The 19,199-nt window shown below is 70.1% G+C and carries 19 protein-coding genes; 5 read left to right on the top strand and 14 right to left on the bottom strand.

The window, feature by feature from the left end; translation table 11 throughout:
* Positions 1-339: 339 nt before the first annotated feature.
* From ABZV40_RS11450 to ABZV40_RS11440, 3 genes are read right to left on the bottom strand one after another with little or no spacing between them, the layout of a single operon-like run.
* Positions 340-1,458, bottom strand: a complete 1,119-nt coding sequence (locus tag ABZV40_RS11450) for a site-specific integrase (RefSeq protein WP_355438685.1) — start codon at positions 1,456-1,458, stop codon at positions 340-342.
* Complete coding sequence (locus ABZV40_RS11445; RefSeq protein ID WP_355438683.1) at positions 1,455-2,501, bottom strand: beta-eliminating lyase-related protein; 1,047 nt, start codon at positions 2,499-2,501, stop codon at positions 1,455-1,457. The genes ABZV40_RS11450 and ABZV40_RS11445 overlap by 4 nt, the downstream gene beginning before the upstream one ends.
* Positions 2,502-2,551: 50 nt before the next feature.
* Positions 2,552-2,923, bottom strand: coding sequence for a DUF4180 domain-containing protein (locus ABZV40_RS11440; RefSeq protein ID WP_355438681.1), 372 nt, complete (start codon positions 2,921-2,923; stop codon positions 2,552-2,554).
* Between the two features lie 107 nt (positions 2,924-3,030).
* Here ABZV40_RS11440 and add point away from each other — a divergent pair, with 107 nt between their 5' ends.
* A complete protein-coding gene (gene add, locus ABZV40_RS11435) occupies positions 3,031-4,005 on the top strand; it encodes an adenosine deaminase (protein WP_355438679.1) in 975 nt (324 codons plus the stop codon).
* Here the strand turns inward: add and ABZV40_RS11430 are convergent.
* Positions 3,972-4,298: a hypothetical protein gene (locus ABZV40_RS11430; protein WP_355438677.1), complete on the bottom strand. Its 327-nt coding sequence runs from the start codon at positions 4,296-4,298 to the stop codon at positions 3,972-3,974. The two genes, add and ABZV40_RS11430, sit on opposite strands and share 34 nt — an antisense overlap.
* Positions 4,298-4,852, bottom strand: a complete 555-nt coding sequence (locus ABZV40_RS11425; RefSeq protein WP_355438676.1) for a DUF4240 domain-containing protein — start codon at positions 4,850-4,852, stop codon at positions 4,298-4,300. The genes ABZV40_RS11430 and ABZV40_RS11425 overlap by 1 nt, the downstream gene beginning before the upstream one ends.
* A gap of 143 nt (positions 4,853-4,995) precedes the next feature.
* Between ABZV40_RS11425 and ABZV40_RS11420 the strand changes: the two genes are divergently transcribed.
* From ABZV40_RS11420 to ABZV40_RS11410, 3 genes are all read left to right on the top strand, one after another.
* Positions 4,996-5,124 carry a hypothetical protein gene (locus ABZV40_RS11420; protein WP_355438674.1) on the top strand — a complete coding sequence of 43 codons (129 nt, stop codon included), beginning with the start codon at positions 4,996-4,998 and terminating at the stop codon, positions 5,122-5,124.
* A gap of 103 nt (positions 5,125-5,227) precedes the next feature.
* Positions 5,228-9,109, top strand: a complete 3,882-nt coding sequence (hrpA, locus tag ABZV40_RS11415; protein WP_355438672.1) for an ATP-dependent RNA helicase HrpA — start codon at positions 5,228-5,230, stop codon at positions 9,107-9,109.
* 16 nt (positions 9,110-9,125) lie between these two features.
* Positions 9,126-9,659, top strand: coding sequence for a hypothetical protein (locus ABZV40_RS11410; RefSeq protein ID WP_355438670.1), 534 nt, complete (start codon positions 9,126-9,128; stop codon positions 9,657-9,659).
* A gap of 25 nt (positions 9,660-9,684) precedes the next feature.
* Here the strand turns inward: ABZV40_RS11410 and ABZV40_RS11405 are convergent, their stop codons facing one another.
* From ABZV40_RS11405 to ABZV40_RS11395, 3 genes are read right to left on the bottom strand one after another with little or no spacing between them, the layout of a single operon-like run.
* A complete protein-coding gene (locus ABZV40_RS11405; protein ID WP_355438668.1) occupies positions 9,685-10,449 on the bottom strand; it encodes an ATP-binding cassette domain-containing protein in 765 nt (254 codons plus the stop codon).
* Complete coding sequence (locus ABZV40_RS11400; protein ID WP_355438666.1) at positions 10,446-11,471, bottom strand: ABC transporter permease; 1,026 nt, start codon at positions 11,469-11,471, stop codon at positions 10,446-10,448. The genes ABZV40_RS11405 and ABZV40_RS11400 overlap by 4 nt, the downstream gene beginning before the upstream one ends.
* A 3-nt stretch (positions 11,472-11,474) precedes the next feature.
* A complete protein-coding gene (locus ABZV40_RS11395) occupies positions 11,475-12,491 on the bottom strand; it encodes a sugar ABC transporter substrate-binding protein (RefSeq protein ID WP_355438664.1) in 1,017 nt (338 codons plus the stop codon).
* 157 nt (positions 12,492-12,648) lie between these two features.
* Here ABZV40_RS11395 and ABZV40_RS11390 point away from each other — a divergent pair, with 157 nt between their 5' ends.
* Positions 12,649-13,683 (top strand): LacI family DNA-binding transcriptional regulator, encoded by a 1,035-nt coding sequence (locus tag ABZV40_RS11390; RefSeq protein WP_355438662.1) that lies wholly within the window; start codon positions 12,649-12,651, stop codon positions 13,681-13,683.
* Here ABZV40_RS11390 and ABZV40_RS11385 read toward each other — a convergent pair.
* From ABZV40_RS11385 to ABZV40_RS11360, 6 genes are read right to left on the bottom strand one after another with little or no spacing between them, the layout of a single operon-like run.
* Positions 13,672-14,388 carry an alpha/beta fold hydrolase gene (locus ABZV40_RS11385; protein ID WP_355438660.1) on the bottom strand — a complete coding sequence of 239 codons (717 nt, stop codon included), beginning with the start codon at positions 14,386-14,388 and terminating at the stop codon, positions 13,672-13,674. The two genes, ABZV40_RS11390 and ABZV40_RS11385, sit on opposite strands and share 12 nt — an antisense overlap.
* Before the next feature lie 47 nt (positions 14,389-14,435).
* Positions 14,436-14,846 carry a hypothetical protein gene (locus ABZV40_RS11380; protein ID WP_355438658.1) on the bottom strand — a complete coding sequence of 137 codons (411 nt, stop codon included), beginning with the start codon at positions 14,844-14,846 and terminating at the stop codon, positions 14,436-14,438.
* A gap of 2 nt (positions 14,847-14,848) precedes the next feature.
* Complete coding sequence (locus tag ABZV40_RS11375) at positions 14,849-15,274, bottom strand: hypothetical protein (protein WP_355438656.1); 426 nt, start codon at positions 15,272-15,274, stop codon at positions 14,849-14,851.
* Positions 15,275-15,312: 38 nt separating this feature from the next.
* A complete protein-coding gene (locus tag ABZV40_RS11370; protein WP_355438654.1) occupies positions 15,313-16,071 on the bottom strand; it encodes a sulfite exporter TauE/SafE family protein in 759 nt (252 codons plus the stop codon).
* A gap of 6 nt (positions 16,072-16,077) precedes the next feature.
* Complete coding sequence (locus ABZV40_RS11365) at positions 16,078-17,052, bottom strand: protein phosphatase 2C domain-containing protein (RefSeq protein WP_355438652.1); 975 nt, start codon at positions 17,050-17,052, stop codon at positions 16,078-16,080.
* Positions 17,052-19,193: a tetratricopeptide repeat protein gene (locus ABZV40_RS11360; RefSeq protein WP_355438650.1), complete on the bottom strand. Its 2,142-nt coding sequence runs from the start codon at positions 19,191-19,193 to the stop codon at positions 17,052-17,054. Before ABZV40_RS11360 ends, ABZV40_RS11365 begins: the two co-directional genes overlap by 1 nt.
* Positions 19,194-19,199 lie beyond the last annotated feature (6 nt).

Raw genomic sequence — 19,199 nt, 5'->3', positions numbered from 1 at the left:
ATCGCCCGGCGCGTTACAGGGGTGCCGGGTCGGTCACCGTGGAACAGCCCGACCTTCGTCTCGATGACCGGGCGTGGTGATCGTATTGCTCTGAGTGCATGCGACCAGCCACTCCCAAAATGCGAGATAGCTTCATGAATCGAGCTGCGGTGCTGGTCAGGCGATCATCTTTTGTCCGCATGGTGGAACAAAAGAGCAGCTCAACCACCGTGGAAACGCGACGGAAACAATCGGTGCCGGACGTGCTTACGGCGCAGTCCGCTGCTCCGGTTGGTGCAGCCCTACCGGAGGGGATCTTGTTTAGAGTTAACCGGCCCGCTTGAGAGCTGAGTCACAGATTCACAGGCCCAGACGGGTGACCGCGTTGTCCTCCAGCGGATTCGCCGTCCGGATGTAGCGGTGCACCGTGCGCGGGTTGGTCCACCGGCCCTGCCGCATGATCTCCCGGTCGCTCGCCCCGCCCAGCGCCGCCTGCGTCGCGAACCCCGCCCGCAGCGAATGCCCGCCGAACAACGCCGGATCCAGCCCCGCCCGCAGCGCGTAGCGCTTCACCAGCTCCGCCACCGCACGCCCCGACATCGCCTTCTCGCCGATGCCGCCGTGCCGGTTGACCACCGGGAACACCGGACCCGTGCGATTCGCGGCCTGATAGCCGTGGCAGCGGTGCAGACCGGTCTCCTCGATCTGCTTGCCGTCGAGCACATCCGCCCAGTCCGCGAACGCGCACACCGGGCACGTCGGCCGCCGGCTGCCGCGCGGCAGCACCACCGACTGCTGATGCTTGCCCGTCTGGTCCGTCTTCGTCGTCCCCAGCCTCACCAGCAACAACGGCTCGTGCGTGCGCGGATCGACGTCCACGCTCACGTCCTCGAACGCGATGCCCGCCAGCTCGCTGCGGCGCAGCGCACCCGCGAACCCCACGAGCAGCAACAACGCGTCGCGAGCCCGCGCCGGCCCCTCCGGCGGGCGTTCGCGCAGCAGCGCCTCCAGCGTGTCGAGCAGCACCGGCCGTTTGCGCACCGGCTGCGACCTGCGGCTGCGCCGGATGCCCCGCAACGTCAGCCGCACGACGTCACTGCGCGTCGGGCTCGGCAACCCGTTCGCCGCGTGCACCGCCGAGATCGCCGCCGACTTGCGCTCCAGCGTCGACGCCCCGAACGCCGGCGACCCGTCGTCCTTCACGGTGTCGGCCGCGGCCGCCAGGTACACCGCCACGTCGAGCGGATCGGCCGGCAACGCCTGCCTGCCCTCCGCTTGGCACCACCCGGCCCACGCGATCCAGTCCGACCGGTACGCCCGCACCGTGTTCGGCGACTGCGCGCTGCGCAGATAACTGCTCAGCGACGCCGCCTGCTCGTCGTCGAACCTCTCGCGCACCCTCGCGAGCGCGTCGACGTCGATCAGCACCGAGTGCGACACCCGGACCAGCGCGTGCTGGACGGGTTCGGGCAGGCTCACACCCGCGATGGTAGCCCTCTGATCAACTCCGCCACCTCGCCCGGCGCGAGCTCCAGCGCGCTGATCCCCACGCTGACCTCGAAACTGCACCGGCGCGGGTCCGGATTGGACCGCGCGTACAGGAACAGCTTGATCCCCGCTTCCTCCGCCAGGTTCTCCGCCGCGCGCTGCGCCTGTTCGGGCGGCATCGGCAGATGGACGTGGAACAGGGGAGTGGCCGGCACTTCAGGCGTGGTGTGGGCGAACCCGTCGTCGTTGATGGCCTTCGCCAACGCGCGCGCGTGCGCGGCGAACTCCGCCATGCGCGGCAGGTTCTCGTCCATGCCCATCAACGCGATCGCCGCCAACGGCCACGCGTCCGCGATCGCCCCGCCGAGCCTCCTGCGCCACACCTCCGCGTGCCCGATCGTGCCGGTGTCACCGGCGAGCACCGCGCCCCGCACCCCTTCGAGTCCTTTGTAGAGCGACACGTAAACCGTGTCGAACAGGCCCGCGATCTCCGGGAGCGTGACGTCGAAACCGGTCTGCGCCTCCCAGATCCGCGCCCCGTCGCAGTGCGCCGCCGCACCCCGGCCCCTGACCCATCCGGTCTGCTGCCGCAGCTCCTCGAACGTCGGCAGCAGGCCGCCGATGTCGCGCTGCGGCAGCTCGAACACCACCGCCGCCAACGGCTCCTTGACGGCCTTGAGATCGTCCAGGCCCAGCAGCCCGTTGCGGTCGCCCACGGGGTGGAACCGCAGCCCGTGCACCGCGCTGTACCCCTGGTTCTCCCACACGTGCAGATGCGACTGCGGATGCCCCGCGAACGCGTGCCGCCCCGTCCGCTCGGCGTGCACCCGCAGCACCGACTGCTGCGCCATCGTCCCCGACGGGAAGAACAACGCCTTCTGTTTGCCCAGCAGGCCCGCGACCCGCTCCTCCAGCTCCCGTACCGGGCCCTCGGGCGTCGTGTCCGGCGTGACCCACCCGGCGAGCCGGCGCGCCACCTCGTGCGGCGACCGGCGCGGACCGGCGTGGTTCGACAACGAGCGACGGATCTCCATGCCACGAGCCTACTTGTTGCAACTATCTGGCAATAGTGCCGTCTGTGTGGTCAGGCGGCTGCGCTCAGTCGCGCGTCCAGCTCCTCCTCGTCCGCCACGAACCACAACTGCCTGCCCTTGTTCGACTCGTAGACGAAGTCCCGCAACGCCGTACTCGCCGCCACCTGCTCGGCGATGTCACCCACCACCACGACCCGGAACCCGTACTGCTGCAACTTCTGCACCACCGCACCCGCCACCCGCGTGCGCAACCGGAAGAAGTCCGGCGTCAACCGCGCCACCGGCAACACCAGCCACTGCACGTCCTGCCCCCACAACGTGGCCATCAGGTCCACAGCGGACTGCTCGTCACCGATCGACGGGCCGTCGGGCGCGCACATCAGGACCGTCGCGCCGTGGCGCGTCTGCACAACATCAGGCATGAGCACGGAACCTAGCCGCGCAGTCCCGCCGCTGTCGCGGCGAATTCCGCTGCGGTGGCCTGAAAATGCCGGGCGCCACCGGGCCGGGCTGGGTAGCGTCGCCGGCCATGCGTGATCTTGCGGCGTTGCCCAAAGCCCACCTGCACGTGCACCTGGAGAGCACCGTGCGGGCGGACACGCTCGCCGAGCTCGCGGACCTGCACGGCGTCGACGTGCGGGCGCGGACCGGGAGGTTCGGCGACTTCGCCGAGTTCGCGGCGCACAACGGGCTCGTGCGGGACTGCCTGCGGCGAGCCGAGGACTTCAGCCGGATCGCGTACGAGTTCTGCGCCGAGGAAGCAGCGCAGGGGACCCGTTACGCCGAGGTCACGTTCACCGCGGCTGCGCACGGGGAACGGCTCGGGGATCCGGACATGCCGCTCGAGGCGGTGTTGTCCGGGCTCGCCGCAGGACAGGCCGCCCACGGCATCGAATGCCGTGTGATCGTGGACCACCCCCGCAAGCGGTCGGTCGAACGGTTCGAGACGTCACTTCGGCTCGCGGCCGCGCACCCTGAGGTCGTGGCGATCGGCATGGCCGGGGCGGAGGACCACCCGCTCACACCGTTCGCCGCCGTCTTCCGCGCCGCACGCGAGGCCGGGGTCGGGCTCGTGCACCACGCCGGAGAGTGCTGCGGCGCCGCCAGCGTGCGCGAAGCCGTCACCGTCGGGCTCGCCGACCGGATCGGCCACGGGTTCCGGGCACTCGAAGACCCCGAGGTCGTCGCACTGCTGCGCGACCGCGCCATTGCGCTCGAAGTGTGTCCCTCGTCCAACGTCGCACTGGGACTGGTCGAGTCCATCTCCTCTCATCCGCTGCCACTGCTCCTGGACGCCGGGCTGACCGTCACCCTCAGCACCGACATCCCCTCGTCCACCGGCGCCACGCTCACCGGCGAGTACCGGCTGCTGCGCGACGAACTCGGCCTCGACGACGACACCATCGCCACGATCGCGACGAACGCGGTCGACGCCTCCTTCGCGCCCGAAGACACGAAAGCCCTGCTGCGTCAGGACATCGCCACTTGGCGCGCCGGCTCGTAACACACCAGACCGTGCCGCGCCGCCAGCAACCCCACCAGCTCCACCACCCGCTGCCGGCCCGGCCACACCACGTGCACGATCACCGCGTCCACCCCCACCGTCAGCGCCTCGTTCCACGACACCGGCGACGACGGATCGGGCGAGGTCTGCCGCAGCTCCCGCACGAACGCCGCCACCGCCGGGTCGAACGCGCCCAACGGCGAAGCCCGCAACTCCGCGTAACGGGCAGCCGCCTCCGCCGACGACGCCGGACCGGGAGCCCGCCACACCACAACATCCACCGGCACGTCCATCACGCCACCTTCCCGAACAACGCACCCAGCCGCGGCACCCGCGCCGAGATCTCCACCGGATCCGAGAAGTCCCACTGCGGGCCCGCGGGCTCCGGCGACACCAGCACCCGCAGACCACGCGCCACGAGCTCCGGCTCGAGATCACCGCCGAACGCCTCGGCCGCCACGTAGTCGAGGCCCTCCCACGCCGGCCAGTCGTCATCGGCCCACGCGTGCACGCCACCACGCGACGCCAGCAGCCGCACGTGCGGCAGCTCCGCCAACGCATCCGGCGACGCGGCCACCGACTCGAACACCGCCCGCCCCTGACCCACCAGCCACGCCTGGAAGTAGAAGAACCCGTCGTCGCCGCACAAGCCGCCGCAGATCACCTCGGCCGCCTGCCAGTGCGCCCACGTGTCCACCCGCCGCCGCACCTCGTCCAGGCGCAGCGCGAACTCCACCGCCTCCTGCGGCGAAGGCAACGCGGCGGCCAGCCACTCCAGCCGCCGGTCCTGGCACGAGGTCTCCGCAGCCGACCTCTCGACCAGGACCCAGAACGCGTTCAGGTCCATGCCCAGCACGCTAGCGAGGGGGTCTGACAATTTTCGGCGCCCGCCCATCGCGCCTGGTCAATGGACGTGAGGGCGCGGTTCGCACCCGAAAGCGTCGGCCACCCGCCGACCCCGGCGAGGCCGCCACCGCCTGCCACCGCGAAATGGGCGCGGCACCCGAGGTCGGCGACGCGCGTCGTCACCCCGGTGCCGGTGGCGACGACGAGCGCGTCGCGGACGCGGACGAGCACCCGTCGTGCCTGCTCATGCCACTCGCGCCCGCCCCCTCGTGACAGGTGGGCGGCGGACGGCGCGCACCGGCGGAGAACCCCGCCACCGGCTCGGACGGTTATTGGCGCGAACGAGCCGGGGTGGTCTGACTATCCTTGAGGCCAAATGGACACCCCGCTCGCTGAACTGCACAAACGCCTGCCCGAGCTCATGCCGCGTGATCAACGCCGGCTCGCCAGGCGCCTCGACGGCGTTCGCAAGGTCAAGGACCCGCTCGCCCGCAAGAAGATCACCGAGGAGATCGCCGCCCAGATCGACGAGGCCGCGCTCAAGGTCGCGCTGCGCAGGGAGTCCGTCCCCAAGATCACATACCCGGAAGAACTGCCGGTCAGCCAGCGCAAGGACGACATCAAAGAGCTGATCGCGAACCACCAGGTCGTGATCGTGGCCGGCGAGACCGGCTCCGGCAAGACCACCCAGCTGCCCAAGATCTGCCTGGAGCTCGGCCGCGGCGTCACCGGCCAGATCGGCCACACCCAGCCGCGCCGCATCGCCGCCCGCACCGTCGCCGAACGCGTCGCCGAAGAGCTGAACACCAAGCTCGGCGACACCGTCGGCTACAAGGTCCGCTTCACCGACCAGTCCGGCGACGACACCCTCGTCAAGCTCATGACCGACGGCATCCTGCTCGCCGAGATCCAGACCGACAGGACGCTGAGCCGCTACGACACGATCATCATCGACGAGGCCCACGAACGCAGCCTCAACGTCGACTTCCTGCTCGGCTACCTCAAACAGCTGCTGCCGCGCCGCCCCGACCTCAAGATCGTGATCACGTCCGCCACGATCGACCCGCAGCGCTTCAGCGCCCACTTCGGCAACGCCCCGATCATCGAGGTCTCCGGCCGCACCTACCCCGTCGAGACCCGCTACCGGCCGCTCGACGAGGACGACGACCAGACCCAGGGCATCATCAACGCCGTCCACGAGCTGCAGGCCGAAGGCCCCGGCGACGTCCTCGTCTTCCTCTCCGGCGAACGCGAGATCCGCGACACCGCCGACGCCCTCAAAGCCGAAGACCTGAAGAACACCGAGATCCTCCCGCTCTACGCGAGGCTCTCCGTGGGTGAACAGCACCGCGTCTTCCAGAAGCACTCCGGCCGCAGGATCGTGCTGGCCACCAACGTCGCCGAGACCAGCCTCACCGTGCCGGGCATCAAGTACGTCATCGACCCCGGCAACGCCCGCATCTCCCGCTACAGCCACCGCCTCAAGGTCCAGCGCCTGCCGATCGAACCGATCAGCCAGGCGAGCGCCAACCAGCGCAAGGGCCGCTGCGGCCGCGTCAGCGAAGGCATCTGCATCCGCCTGTACTCCGAAGAGGACTTCGAGGCACGCCCGGAGTTCACCGACGCGGAGATCCTGCGCACCAACCTCGCCAGCGTCATCCTGCAGATGACCGCCATCGGCCTGGGCGACGTCGCGAAGTTCCCGTTCATCGACCCGCCCGACTCGCGCAACATCAACGACGGCATCGGCCTGCTGCAGGAGCTCGGCGCCATCGACGCCGCCCAGAAGGGGTCGGGGGAGAAGAAGCTCACGCCGACCGGGCGCAAGCTCGCCCAGCTGCCCGTCGACCCGCGCCTGGGCCGCATGGTGCTCGAGGCCGACACCACCGGCTGCCTCAAAGAGGTCATGATCATCGCCGCGGCGCTGTCCATCCAGGACCCCCGCGAACGCCCGGCCGACCAGCAGGAAGCCGCCACCCAGCAGCACGCGAGGTTCGTCGACTCCGAGTCCGACTTCGTCACGTTCCTCAACCTCTGGGACTACCTGAAGCAACAGCAGAAAGCACTGTCGGGCAACCAGTTCCGCAAGCTGTGCAAGAACGAGTTCCTCAACTACCTGCGCGTGCGCGAGTGGCAGGACATCTACCTGCAGCTGCGTCAGGTCGCCAAGCAGATCGGCATGACACCGGGCGACCAGCCCGGCGACCCCCGCAACATCCACATCGCCCTGCTGTCCGGTCTGCTCAGCCACATCGGCGTCAAGGACGTGCTCAAGAAGCAGGCCCCCGGCGAGAAACGCCGCCCCATGACGGAGTTCCTCGGCGCCCGCAACGCCAAGTTCGCGATCTTCCCCGGCTCCGCGCTGGCCAGGAAACCACCGCAATGGGTGATGGCCGCCGAGCTCGTCGAGACCAGCCGCCTCTGGGGCCGCATCGTCGCCAGGATCGAACCCGAATGGGCCGAACGCCTCGGCGAGCACGTCGTCAAGCGCCAGTACTCCGAACCCCACTGGGAAGCCAAGCGCGGCAGCGTCGTCGCCCTGGAGAAGGTCACCCTCTACGGCGTCCCGATCGTCGCCGGCCGCAAGGTCAACTACGGCCGCATCGACCCCGAACTCTCGCGTGAGCTGTTCATCCGCCACGCGCTGGTGCAGGGGGAGTGGACCACCCACCACAAGTTCTTCCACACCAACCGCGCCCTGCTCGACGAGGTCGAGGAACTGGAGAACCGGGCGCGGCGCCGCGACATCGTCGTGGACGAGGAGACCCTGTTCGGGTTCTACGACCAGCGCGTCGCCCCCGAGGTCGTCTCCGCGCGCCACTTCGACTCGTGGTGGAAGAAGCAGAAGAACAAGAACCTGCTCACCTTCACGAAGGACATGCTGGTCAACGACCGCGCCGACGTGAGCCCCGAGGCCTACCCCGACCAGTGGCGGCAGGGCGAGCTCACCCTCCCGCTGAGCTACCACTTCGAACCCGGGACCAAGAACGACGGCATCACGGTCCAGCTCCCGCTGCCGGCACTGACCACGCTCGACGACGACGCGTTCTCCTGGCAGATCCCCGGCCTGCGGCACGAGCTCGTCGTCGCCCTGATCCGCTCACTGCCCAAGCAGCTGCGCCGCAACTTCGTCCCCGTCCCCGACGTCGCCACCGCCGTGCTCGCCCGCATCAAACCCGAGGACACCAGCCTGCTGGCCGGCGTCGAACGCGAGCTCAAAGCACTCACCGGCGTCACCGTGCACCGCGACGACTGGCAGTTCGACGCCGTCCCCGACCACCTCAAGCTCACCTTCCAGGTCGTCGACGAGCACAACCGCACCCTCGCCGAGGGCAAGGACATCGCCGCGCTGAAGGAGAAGCTGCGCGACGAGGTCCGCGAGTCGCTCAGCCAGGCAGCCGGACACCTCGAACGCACCGGCCTCACCACCTGGGACTTCGACACCCTCCCACGCACCATCGAGCAACGGCAGTCCGGCATCACCGTCACCGCCTACCCGTCGCTGGTCGACCAGAGCTCGGCCGTCGCGATCAAGGTCCTCGACACCCCCGGCCGCCAGGCCTACGCCCACCGCCGCGGCGTGCGCAGGCTGCTGCTGATGAACATCAACTCACCCGTCAAGCACCTGCAACGCCACCTCGACAACGCCGCCAAGCTCGCGCTGACCCGCAACCCCCACGGCGGTGTCGCGGCGCTGCTGTCGGACTGCATCACGGCCGCCGTCGACCGGCTCATGGGCGAACCCGCCTGGGACGCCAAGACCTACGCGGCCCAGCTGAAGAAGGTCCAGGCCGCCCTCAACGACACCACCTGGGTCGTCGTCCAGGAAGTCCGCAAAGTCCTCGAAGCCGCCCACGAGGCCGAACTGAAGCTCAACGGCCTCAAGGGCGCGCCGGACTCGGTCGCCGACATCCGCGCCCACCTCAACTCGCTGGTGTACAAGGGGTTCGTCACCCACACCGGGTACGACCGGCTGCCCGACCTCGTCCGCTACCTCAAGGGCATCTCCCGGCGCATCGAGAAGCTGCCCGAGAACCCGCGCCGCGACCTCGAATGGACCGACAAGGTCCACCAGGTCCACGCCGAGTACCGCGAACTGCGCGCGCAGACCCCTGCCGACGAACCCGCGCCCGAGCTCGACGAGATCCGCTGGATGATCGAGGAGCTGCGGCTGTCCTACTTCGCCCAGACCATCGGCACCCGCTACAGCGTCAGCGACAAGAGGATCTTCAAAGCCCTGGACGCCGTGCCGCTGTGAGCCGCTACCGTGGAGCATGAGGTTCTCGGGGGATTCCACGTGGCTGATCAGAAGCGGTGACGGCGGCACGTTCCCGCTGTTCGTGCGGGAGGCGCTCGGCATCAGCACACCGACCGCCGACGCCATCCCGCGCCTGGTGCCCCCGGTGCCGCGGCTGACCGACGTCCTGTGCCCGCCGGAGCTCGTCGAGGACTGGGACCGGTGGTGGCGCGGGTGCACCTCGGCCGGGTCCAGCCGCGAACCGGTGGGCCTGCCCGAGATCCTGCACGAGGCCTACGCGGAGTGGGGCGCCTTCACCGCGCCGGACAACACCTGCCGCCGTGACGACGTCCGGCGCGGGTTCTCGGACTCGGTCCAGGAGCTGATGGCCGACCTCGAACGGGAACTGGGACACCGGCCGATCTTCGAACTGGAGGTGCTCCAGATCCCGGTCGAAGGGCAGTTCTGGCAGCGGCTGCGCCGCGACAAGGTGCTGGCGTCGGAGGAACTGCTGGCCTCCCGCAACGTCATCGCGCCGCTGGAGTCGGTGATCCGCGACCTCGTCCGATGAGCCGTCGGACGAGGTCGCGCCGTGCCTACTCCGGCGGCTCCATCGCCCCGGTCATGATCGCCACCGCGTCCGACATCGACACCGACTTCGGGTCCACCACGGCCTTGCGGCGCCCGAGCCGCTGGATGTGGATGCGGTCGGCCACCTCGAACACGTGCGGCATGTTGTGGCTGATCAGGATCACCGGCAGACCCCGGTCGCGGACCTGCAGCACCAGGTCGAGCACCGCGCGCGACTCCCGCACGCCCAGCGCCGCGGTCGGCTCGTCCATGATCACGACGCGGCTGCCGAACGCCGCCGCGCGCGCCACCGCCACGGCCTGGCGCTGGCCGCCCGACAGGGTCTCCACCGCCTGGCCGGGGTTCTGGATCGTCATGATCCCCAGCGCGTCGAGCTGACGGCGGGCCTCCTCGCGCATGCCCTGCCGGTCGAGCATCCGGAACACCGACCCCAGCACACCCTTGCGGCGCCGTTCGCGGCCCAGGAACAGGTTCGCCGCGATGTCCAGCGACGGCGACACCGCCAGCGACTGGTGCACCGTCTCGATGCCGGCGCGGCGCGCGTCCAGCGGCGACGAGAACGACACCGGCTCACCGTTGAGCAGGATCTGGCCCTCGTCCGGCACGACCGCCCCCGACAGGGCCTTGATCAGCGACGACTTGCCCGCGCCGTTGTCGCCGATCACCGCGAGGATCTCGCCGGGCAGCAGCTCCAGGTCCGCGCCCGCCAGCGCGGTCACCTTCCCGTACCGCTTCACCAGGCCCGTGGCCTGCAGCACCGGCGTGGTCATGCCTTCACCTTCCTGATCCACTGGTCCAGCGACACCGCCACGATGATCAGCACACCGACCGCCATGGTCTGCCACAGCACGTCCACCCCGGCCAGGGCCAGGCCGTTGCGGAACACACCGACGATCAACGCGCCGATCAGCGAACCCACCACGGCGCCGCGGCCACCGAACAACGACGTCCCGCCGATCACCACCGCGGTGATCGAGTCCAGGTTGTCGGTCTGGCCCGCCTGCGGGCTGGCCGAGGCGATCCGGCCGATCAACGTCCACGCCGCCAGCGCGTAGATCAGCCCCGCCGTCGCGTACACGCTCAGCAGCACCCGTGCCGTGCGGATGCCCGACAGCCGCGAGGCTTCGAGGTCGTCACCGGTGGAGTAGACGTGCCGGCCCCACGCGGTGTTCTTCAGCACGAACGCCATCGCCGCCACCAGCACGACCAGCATGATCGAGCCGTAGGTGATGCGGGTGCCGGCGATGGTGAACGTCTGCCCGGTCCACAGCAGCAGCTTCGGCATGTCCGTGCCGCGGATCGTGGCACTGCCGGAGTACCAGAGGTTCACCGCGAAGAACACGTTCAGCGTGCCCAGGGTGACGATGAACGGCGGCAGCTTCAACCTCGTCACCAGCACACCGTTGAGCAGGCCGCACAGCGTGCCGACCGCGAAGCCCAGCAGCAACGCGGGCAGCCCCGGCAGGCCGGTTCCCGCTGCCACCTTGGCCATCACGATCGAGGTGAGCACCATGATCGCCCCGCACGACAGGTCGATGCCCGCGGTCAGGATCACGATCGTCTGCCCCACCGCGAGCGTGCCCACCACCGCGACCTGCTGCAGGATCAGCGAGATGTTGCCCGGCGTCAGGAACCGGTCCGACAGCAGCGCGAACACGATCACCGCCACCAGCAGCACCACCGCCGGGCCGATCGTGGCCTGCGCGTGCAACAGGTGCTGCAACCGGGTCAGCACCGAACGGTCACGCTGCTCCGGCAGGGGAGCGGGAGGCCGGGTAGCCGTCGTCGTCATGGCTCAGCCCCAGCAGTTCTGCAGGCCGAACGCCGAGTCCTTCGACTCCACGCCCTGCGCCGGCTGGTCGGTGATCAACGTGACGCCCGTGTCGGTGTTCTGCGGCTTCGACCCGTCCTTGGCGAACTTCGTCACCGCTTCCACGCCGAGCTTCGCCATCTTCAACGGGTACTGCTGCGACGTCGCCCCGATCACCCCGGCCTTGACGTTGTTCACGCCGGGACAGCCGCCGTCCACCGAGACGATCACGACGTCCTTCTCCTTGCCGGCCGCCTTCAACGCCTCGTAGGCACCGGCCGCCGCGGGCTCGTTGATCGTGTAGACCAGGTTGACGCCCGGATCCTTCTGCAGCAGGTTCTCCATCGCCGTGCGGCCACCCGACGGGTCGCCGTTGGTCACGTCGTGGCCCACGATCCGCGGATCCGACTCGTCACCGATCTTGTTCTTGTCCTTGACGTCGACGCCGAAGCCCTCCAGGAAGCCCTGGTCGCGCTGCACGTCCACCGACACCTGGTTCGGGTTGAGGTCCAGCAACGCGATCTTGGGCTGCTTGCCGTTCGCGGCGAACTTCGCCTTCGCCCACTGCCCGATCAGCAGCCCTGCCTTGTAGTTGTCGGTCGCGAACGTCGCGTCCGCCGCCGTCGCCGGCTCCAGCGGCGTGTCCAGCGCGATCACCAGCAGGCCCGCCGCCCGCGCCTTGTCCACCGACGGCACGATCGCCTTCGAGTCGCTGGGCGTGATCAGGATGCCCTTCGCGCCCGACGCGATCAGGTTCTCGATCGCGTCCACCTGCGTCTGGTTGTCGCCGTCCTGCTTGCCCGCGAACGACTGCACCGTCGCACCCGACGACGAGGCCGCCTGCTGGGCGCCCTCCTTCATCTTCACGAAGAACGGGTTCGTGTCGGTCTTGGTCACCAGGCCGACCAGCGTCGTCCCACCCGACGAACCACCGCCCCCACAGGCCGCCGCGGACAGCGCCAGCACCGCCGCTGCCGTCAGACCGAACGCTCTGCGCGACATGACTCCTCCTACGTCAACGTTGACGTAACCGACCGGATTGGAAGCGGAAGCGGCTACGTGAGAAGTGGGGATTCCTTTACGTCATCGTTGACGCTAGCTTTCTGGGAGAAGACGCGACAAGCGGGCGTTACGCAAGCGTTACCCGGGGTGGGCAGACATGGATCAAGCAGGAGAAAGACGCGAACCCACGATGCGCGACGTCGCGGCGCTGGCGAAGGTCAGCACCAAGACCGTCTCCCGCGTCATCAACGGACTGCCCGGCGCGGGCCCCGAGGTCGTCGACCGCGTCCGCGCCGCCGCCCGCACGCTGGGCTACCGCCCCAACCTCACCGCCAGCAGCCTGCGCCGCTCCGACCGCCGCAGCGCCACCATCGGCGTGCTGTTCGAGGACCTCTCCAACCCGTTCGACGCCGCCCTGCTGCGCGCCGTCGAGGACCGCGCCCGCCACAACGGCGTCCTCGTGCTCGCCGGCAGCAGCGAGGACGACCGCGCCCTGCAGGGCGAACTGCTCGTCTCGCTGTCCGCCCGCCGCGTCGACGGCGTCGTCGTCATGGCCGCCGGCGGCCACCAGGACGCGCTGCAGCAGGAACGCGAACGCGGCACCCCGATGGTGCTCGTCGACCGGCCACCCACCTTCGGCGGCACCGACTGCGTCACCACCACCAACCGCGACAGCTCCCGCGAAGCCGTCCTGCAGCTCGCCTCGCTCGGACACCGCGACATCGCGTTCCTCGGCGACCGCCGCACCCTGTGGACCAGCCAGGAGCGCTACACCGGCTACCTCGAAGGCCTCGCCCAGGCCGGTCTCACCCTGCGCGAGGAACTCGTGCGCACCGACCTGCACGGCGCCGACCTCGCCGAGACCGCCGCGCGGGCGCTGCTCGACCTCGACCGGCCGCCCACCGCCCTGTTCACCGCCCAGAACCTCGTCACCGTCGGCGCCATGCGCGTGCTGCGCGCCCGCGGCCTGCAGCACCGCGTCGCCCTCATCGGCTTCGACGACTTCCCGCTCGCCGACATGCTCGAACCCGGCATCACCGTCGTGCGCCAGGACGTCCCCGGCCTCGGCCGCAAAGCCGCCGACCTCATCTTCGCCCGCATCGACGGCGACACCTCACCACCCGTGCACGCCGTCGTGCCCGCCGCCCTCGTGCGCCGCGGCTCCGGCGAGATCCAGCCCTCAGGCGACTGACAGCACCGCGCCGACCACCTGCGGACCCGAGCACAGCGCCGCGTCGTTGTGATCGGCACCGGCCACCTCGACCAGCCGCGCCCGTGCCGCCGCCGCCACCGCACGGCTCTGCGCGGGTGGCACCACCGAGTCCGCCGTGCCCAGCACCACGACCGTCGCAGCGTCCACACCGGACACGCGTTCGACCACGGGATACTTGTCCCGCAACAACATCCTCACCGGCAGCCACGGGTAGTGGTGCGACCCGGCCGCCGCCAGCGACGCGAACGGCGAGCGCAGCACCAGCCCCAGCGGCGGGCGGTGGGTCGCGAGCTCGACGGCGACCGCGGCGCCCAGCGACTCGCCGAAGTAGATCACCGGGCCGTCGACCAGATCCAGCGCCGCCCGCGCGTCGTAGGTCAGACCCTCCTCGGAAGGCGTGCCGGGATTGCCGCCGTAGCCGCGGTAGTCGAACAACAACACCGACAACCCGCGCCCGGTCAGCGACCGCGCCAGCGGCACCCGCCCCTCCCGGTTGCCGCCGTTGCCCGGGAACACGATCACCGTCGCCCGCGCGCCCGGCACCTCGAAGTGCCAGCCGTCCAGCAGCAGACCGTCCGCCGTCACCAGCCGGACGTCACGCCCACCGGGCAGCACCTCCTCCGCCGACGGCACCGGACCGGGGGAGGGGAAGTAGATCAGCTTGCGCTGAAAGGCGAAGACCACGGCGACGATGGTGACAACCACCGCCGCCGCGATCAAATCAGCTCAACTCAGCAGCGCTTGTCCGTGTTCGCGAAGTACCCGTACTCGGGGTTGTCCACCATGGTCCCCTGCGCCTGCGTGCACATCGACAACGTGGCCGTGCCCTTGGACCACACCTCGCGGTCGCGGTTGCCGCCCTTGACGTAGCCCTGCGTCCCGTTCGGCGTCAGGACGCCCACGGTGACGTAGTAGTTGTGGCCCTTGTTGTGGTACGAGTCCCACACGTACACGTAGGCCCAGTTCTTGCCGCACCCCTTGAACTGCTTCACCGACGCGACCGGGCCACCGCCCTCGTCGATGTAGGCGGTGCTGCCGATCTGCGTGACCGGACCGCACCCCGGCGCCGACTCCGCGTGTGCCATCCCCGGCGACAGCATCGCGACGAACAGCGCTCCTGCCAGTACGAGCGAACGCCTCATCCTCAGCACCTCCGGTCGGTCTCGGCGGTCAGCCAGGTGTCCTCGCTGATCACGAAGTCCTTCAGGCCTCCGGCTGCACGGGTGCACCGGTTGAGCGAATCCCTGCCGGCGGACCACCCCTCCTGCTGGTTGCGGGGATAGGTCCGCTGCCCCTGGAGCTCCCCTTCGACGTCCATGGCCACCGAGATCTGGAAGTCACCCACCTTGCGGGCGAACGAGTCCCACACGTAGATGTACGCGTAGTTCTTGCCGCAACCGATGAACTGCTTGACCGACGCCTTGGCGTCCCGGGAGTCACCACCGATGTAGGCGGTCTTGCCGATCTGCGTCACCGAACCACACCCCGGCGCCGACTCCGCGTGCGCCACCCCGGACGACATCCCTGCCAGCACGAAGACGGCCGCCGCCGCCACAGAAACGAATCTCACGCCCCGACCGTGCCCGCACCCGGTTACCCGGCGGTAAATCACCTGGCGGTCACGTACAGCCACACCGCCAGGGCGAAGCCGCAGAGGGCGATGAGCCACCGCATGACCTCCTGGCGGACCCGCCGGGCGATCGCGGGCCCGATGAGCCCGCCGACGACAGCTCCGAGACCCAGCGGGATCGCCGCCTGCCACGCGACGGTTCCGACGACGGCGAACAGCACGGCCGGCAGGATGTCCGACGCCAGCAGGATCACGTTCTTCATCGCGTTGGCCCGGTGCAGCACCGGTTCCTCGGTGAACAGCAGCAGAGCGATCAACAGGATGCCCGAGCCCGCGCCGAAGTAGCCGTTGTAGAGCGCGACCGCGCCCAGGCCGCCCAGCACCGCCGGGCGGCTCCACTCGTGCCGGCGCGCACGCTGCCACCGGCTGATAGCGGGCTGAAGCAGCAGGGTGAGCGACCCGGCGAGCACCAGAAACGGCACGATCCGGTCGAAGACCTCTCCCGGCGTGACCACCAGCAGAACCGCCCCGGCCAGCGACAACACCACACCCACCGCAGCCCACCGGCGGATGGTCCCGCCGTGCCCGGAGACGTCCGGCGCCGCCCGGCTCGCGGAGCTGATCCCGCTGCCGAGCAGGGCGACCGAGTTGGTCACGTTCGCCGCCAGCGGCGGAATCCCCGCGGCCAGCAGCGCCGGATAGGCCACGAGACTGGTGATGCCACCCGCCGTGCCGATGATCCCGGCCACCACACCCGCCACGAACAGGAACACCGTGACCAGGACCGGGTGCGGCACCCCGCGCTACTCCGCGGCACGAGGCGTGAACGGCACCAGCACCACGGTGATGTTGTCGTGGCCACCCGCGTCCAGGGCCACCTTCACGAACTCCTCCGGCCCGGACCCCAGCAGCGGCTCCAGGTCCTCCGGCTGCGGCCGGTAGTTGTGCAGCCCGTCCGAGCACAGCAGGAACACCCCGGGCGACGTCGGCTGCAGCGTCACGACCTGCGGCTCCACCCGCCCGGCGTCCGCGCCGATCCACCGCGACAGCACGTGCGCGCGACGGTCCGTGCGCGCCTGCTCCTCGGTCAGCACACCCTCCGCCACGAGCTGCGCGGCCCACGTGTCGTCGGTGGTGAGCTGCTTGGAGCCCTCCGCCGACAACCAGTAGGCCCGCGAGTCGCCGACCCACCCGACCGTCGCCGAGGAGTCCGTGACCAGCACCGACACGAACGTGCACGACGGCGCGACACCCCGGCCGCCCGCCTCGACCGGCTCGGCCTCCACCAGCTGCTCGACCGCGAAGCACGACGCCGCCACGGCGTCGACCATCGCCTGCTCCGGGTCCGCGGTGTCGATCAGCGCGTTGATCAGCACGTCCACCGCCGCGTCGGCGGCCGCCTGCGAGGCCTGCTCCGCCCGCTCGGACGACGCCACGCCGTCGCAGACCACGGCGGCGACACCCTTGCCCGCGACGTGCCCGAACGCCATCGAGTCCTCGTTGCGCGCCCGCCGCTTGCCCCGGTCCGACACACCGGACACCGCGCCGAGCGTGTACTCGACCCGGTCGCGCGCCGACGGCTGATGCCGGCCGCACTGGGTGCAGTAGTCCTCGTCGTCGATGTCGGGCGAGCCGCACAGGATGCACGAGGCCTGCGCGGGACCGGTCGGTCCGCCCAGCGGCGTGCGGCGGACCAGCAGGTTGCGTCCGCACGCCTCGCAGAACCGGTCCTCCGGCGCGACGGGCGCGAAGCACTCCGGGCACTTCAGGGTGTCCATCAAACCAACGTCCTAGGCCTTACCGCGTTCGCGCGGTCCACCAATGCGATCCGTTCCTCCGGCGTGGCCGCGAACCGGGCCAGCGTGCGGTAGCGCCGCTCGAGACCCAGCCGAAGCTCGTGTTCGGAGAGTGCACAGTCCAGCACCCTGCCCTCGGCGGCCTGATTGCGGGTCACGTAGTCGTACGCCGCCTCCAGCACCTCAGCCGACAGCTGGGTGTGCGAATGGACGTCGATGTCCAAGGCGTGCAACCGTTCCCCGGCCGCGACGAGGTCCTCCGCGCCGCAGTCGCCGAGCTGCGCGCGCACCGCCGCGATCTGCGCCGCGAGATGCTGCGAGGAAGTGTCCGGAACGGACAGCAGCACGTCGACCGCTCGCGCACGGTCACCGCACGCGAGCAACACGCGCGCCAGCCCGAACGCCGCCGACACGTACGCGTGGTCGGTCCGCCACACCAGCTCGTACCAGCCCGCCGCCGCCTTCAGATCACCCGTCGCCTCGTAGCACGCGCCCAGCGCGAGCTTCGGCGCCGCCTCACCCGGCACCGCCGAGCACACCGCGTCGAAGAACCCCAGCGCGTCCTGCGCGCGCCCGTCGGTCAGCGCGGCGAGACCCCGGTACCAGTCCGGCCGCCAGTCCTCCGGATCCAGCTCGGACTCGTCGAACATCGACGGCGCCGTCAGCGCCTCCAGCTCCCGCAACGCCGCCTCGGTGTCCCCGGACTCGATCAGCACCCGCACGATCCGCAACCGGACCTCCACGGTGTACTCCGGCGCTTTTCTCAATCCAGCCGGATCCGACGTCGTCGCCGTCGCGAGCCACGACGCCGCCGCGTCCGAGGTGCTCACGCTCGGCGCCGGCAACGCCAGCGCCACCTCCGCCAGGTCCAGCGCACCCTCCACACCGAACCGGCGGCGTTCCGGCGTGAACTGCCGCGACAGCCCGGGCCGCTGCACGCCGTCCTCCATCGCCAGCACCTCGCGCAGCACGCCCGTGAGCTGCTCGGCCATGTCCTCGGCGGAGGAGAACCGCAGCTCGGGGTTCGGGTTGGTGGCGCGCAGCAGCAGCCGGTGGAACGACTCGAACCGGCCCAGCAGCGGTTCCTCGTCGACCGTGGGCAGCCGGTCCTTGCACCGGCCGCGGAAGTCGAACGGGAAGCTCATCACCGCCAAAGCTCGCCCGATCGTGTAGATGTCGGAGAACACCGACGGACCGATCGTGCCGATCTCCGGAGCCTGGTAGCCGATCGTGCCGTAGATGGGGGAGTGGTGGTCGTCGATGCGCCGCACCGCGCCCAGGTCGATCAGCTTGAGCTGCTCCTCGGTGTGGATCATGTTGTCCGGCTTGAAGTCGCAGTACAGCAACCCGACCCCGTGCAGGTAGCCGACCGCGGGCAGGATCTCCAGCACGTACGCGATCGCCTGTGCCAGCGGCAACGCCTCGTCACCGCGGCCCTCCCGGCGCCGGCGCGTGATCATGTCCTTGATGGACTCGCCGCCGACGTACTCCATCACGATGTAGTCGACCAGGTTGCCGCTCTTGCGGTCCGCGTGCCGGATGAAGTTGTGGATCTTCACGATGTTCGGGTGCTCGACCTCGGCCAGGAACCGCCGCTCCGCCAGCGCCGCCGCCATCGCGTCGGCGTCACCGGAGTCGAGCAGGCCCTTGAGCACCACCCACCGGTCGCTCACCGCGTGGTCCAGCGCCAGGTACAGCCACCCCAGACCACCGTGCGCCAGACACCCCAGCACCTCGTACTGGTCGTGCAGCAGCTCACCCGGCTCCAGCTTCGGCGTGAACGAGTACGCGTGCCCGCACTGCGGGCAGAACCCCTCCACCCGCCCCGGCTTGCCGTCCTTGCGCCGCCCGACCTTCTTGCCGCACCGCGAGCAGAACCGCTTGGCCTCCGGCACCTCCGGGTTCTCCAGCACCGCGGTCTCCGGGTCGCGGTAGGGCACCCGCGGCACCTCGACCAGCCCGGCGCCCAGGCGGCCGCGGCTCATCGACCGCCCGCTGCCCCTGCGCGCGCGCCCCGAGCTCGAACGCGACAACCCCCGCGAGGCCTCCTGCGACACCGACCAGGGCGCGGTCCCCGGCGACGTCGCGGGCCCCGTGACCGGCAGATCCAGATCCTCACTCATCTCGCG

Origin of the sequence: Lentzea sp. NPDC004782 (genome assembly GCF_040609115.1) — a bacterium.
Classification (GTDB): domain Bacteria; phylum Actinomycetota; class Actinomycetes; order Mycobacteriales; family Pseudonocardiaceae; genus Lentzea.
Note: the sequence above shows the minus strand (reverse complement) of the source record. Positions and strands in the feature narration are given on the sequence as shown.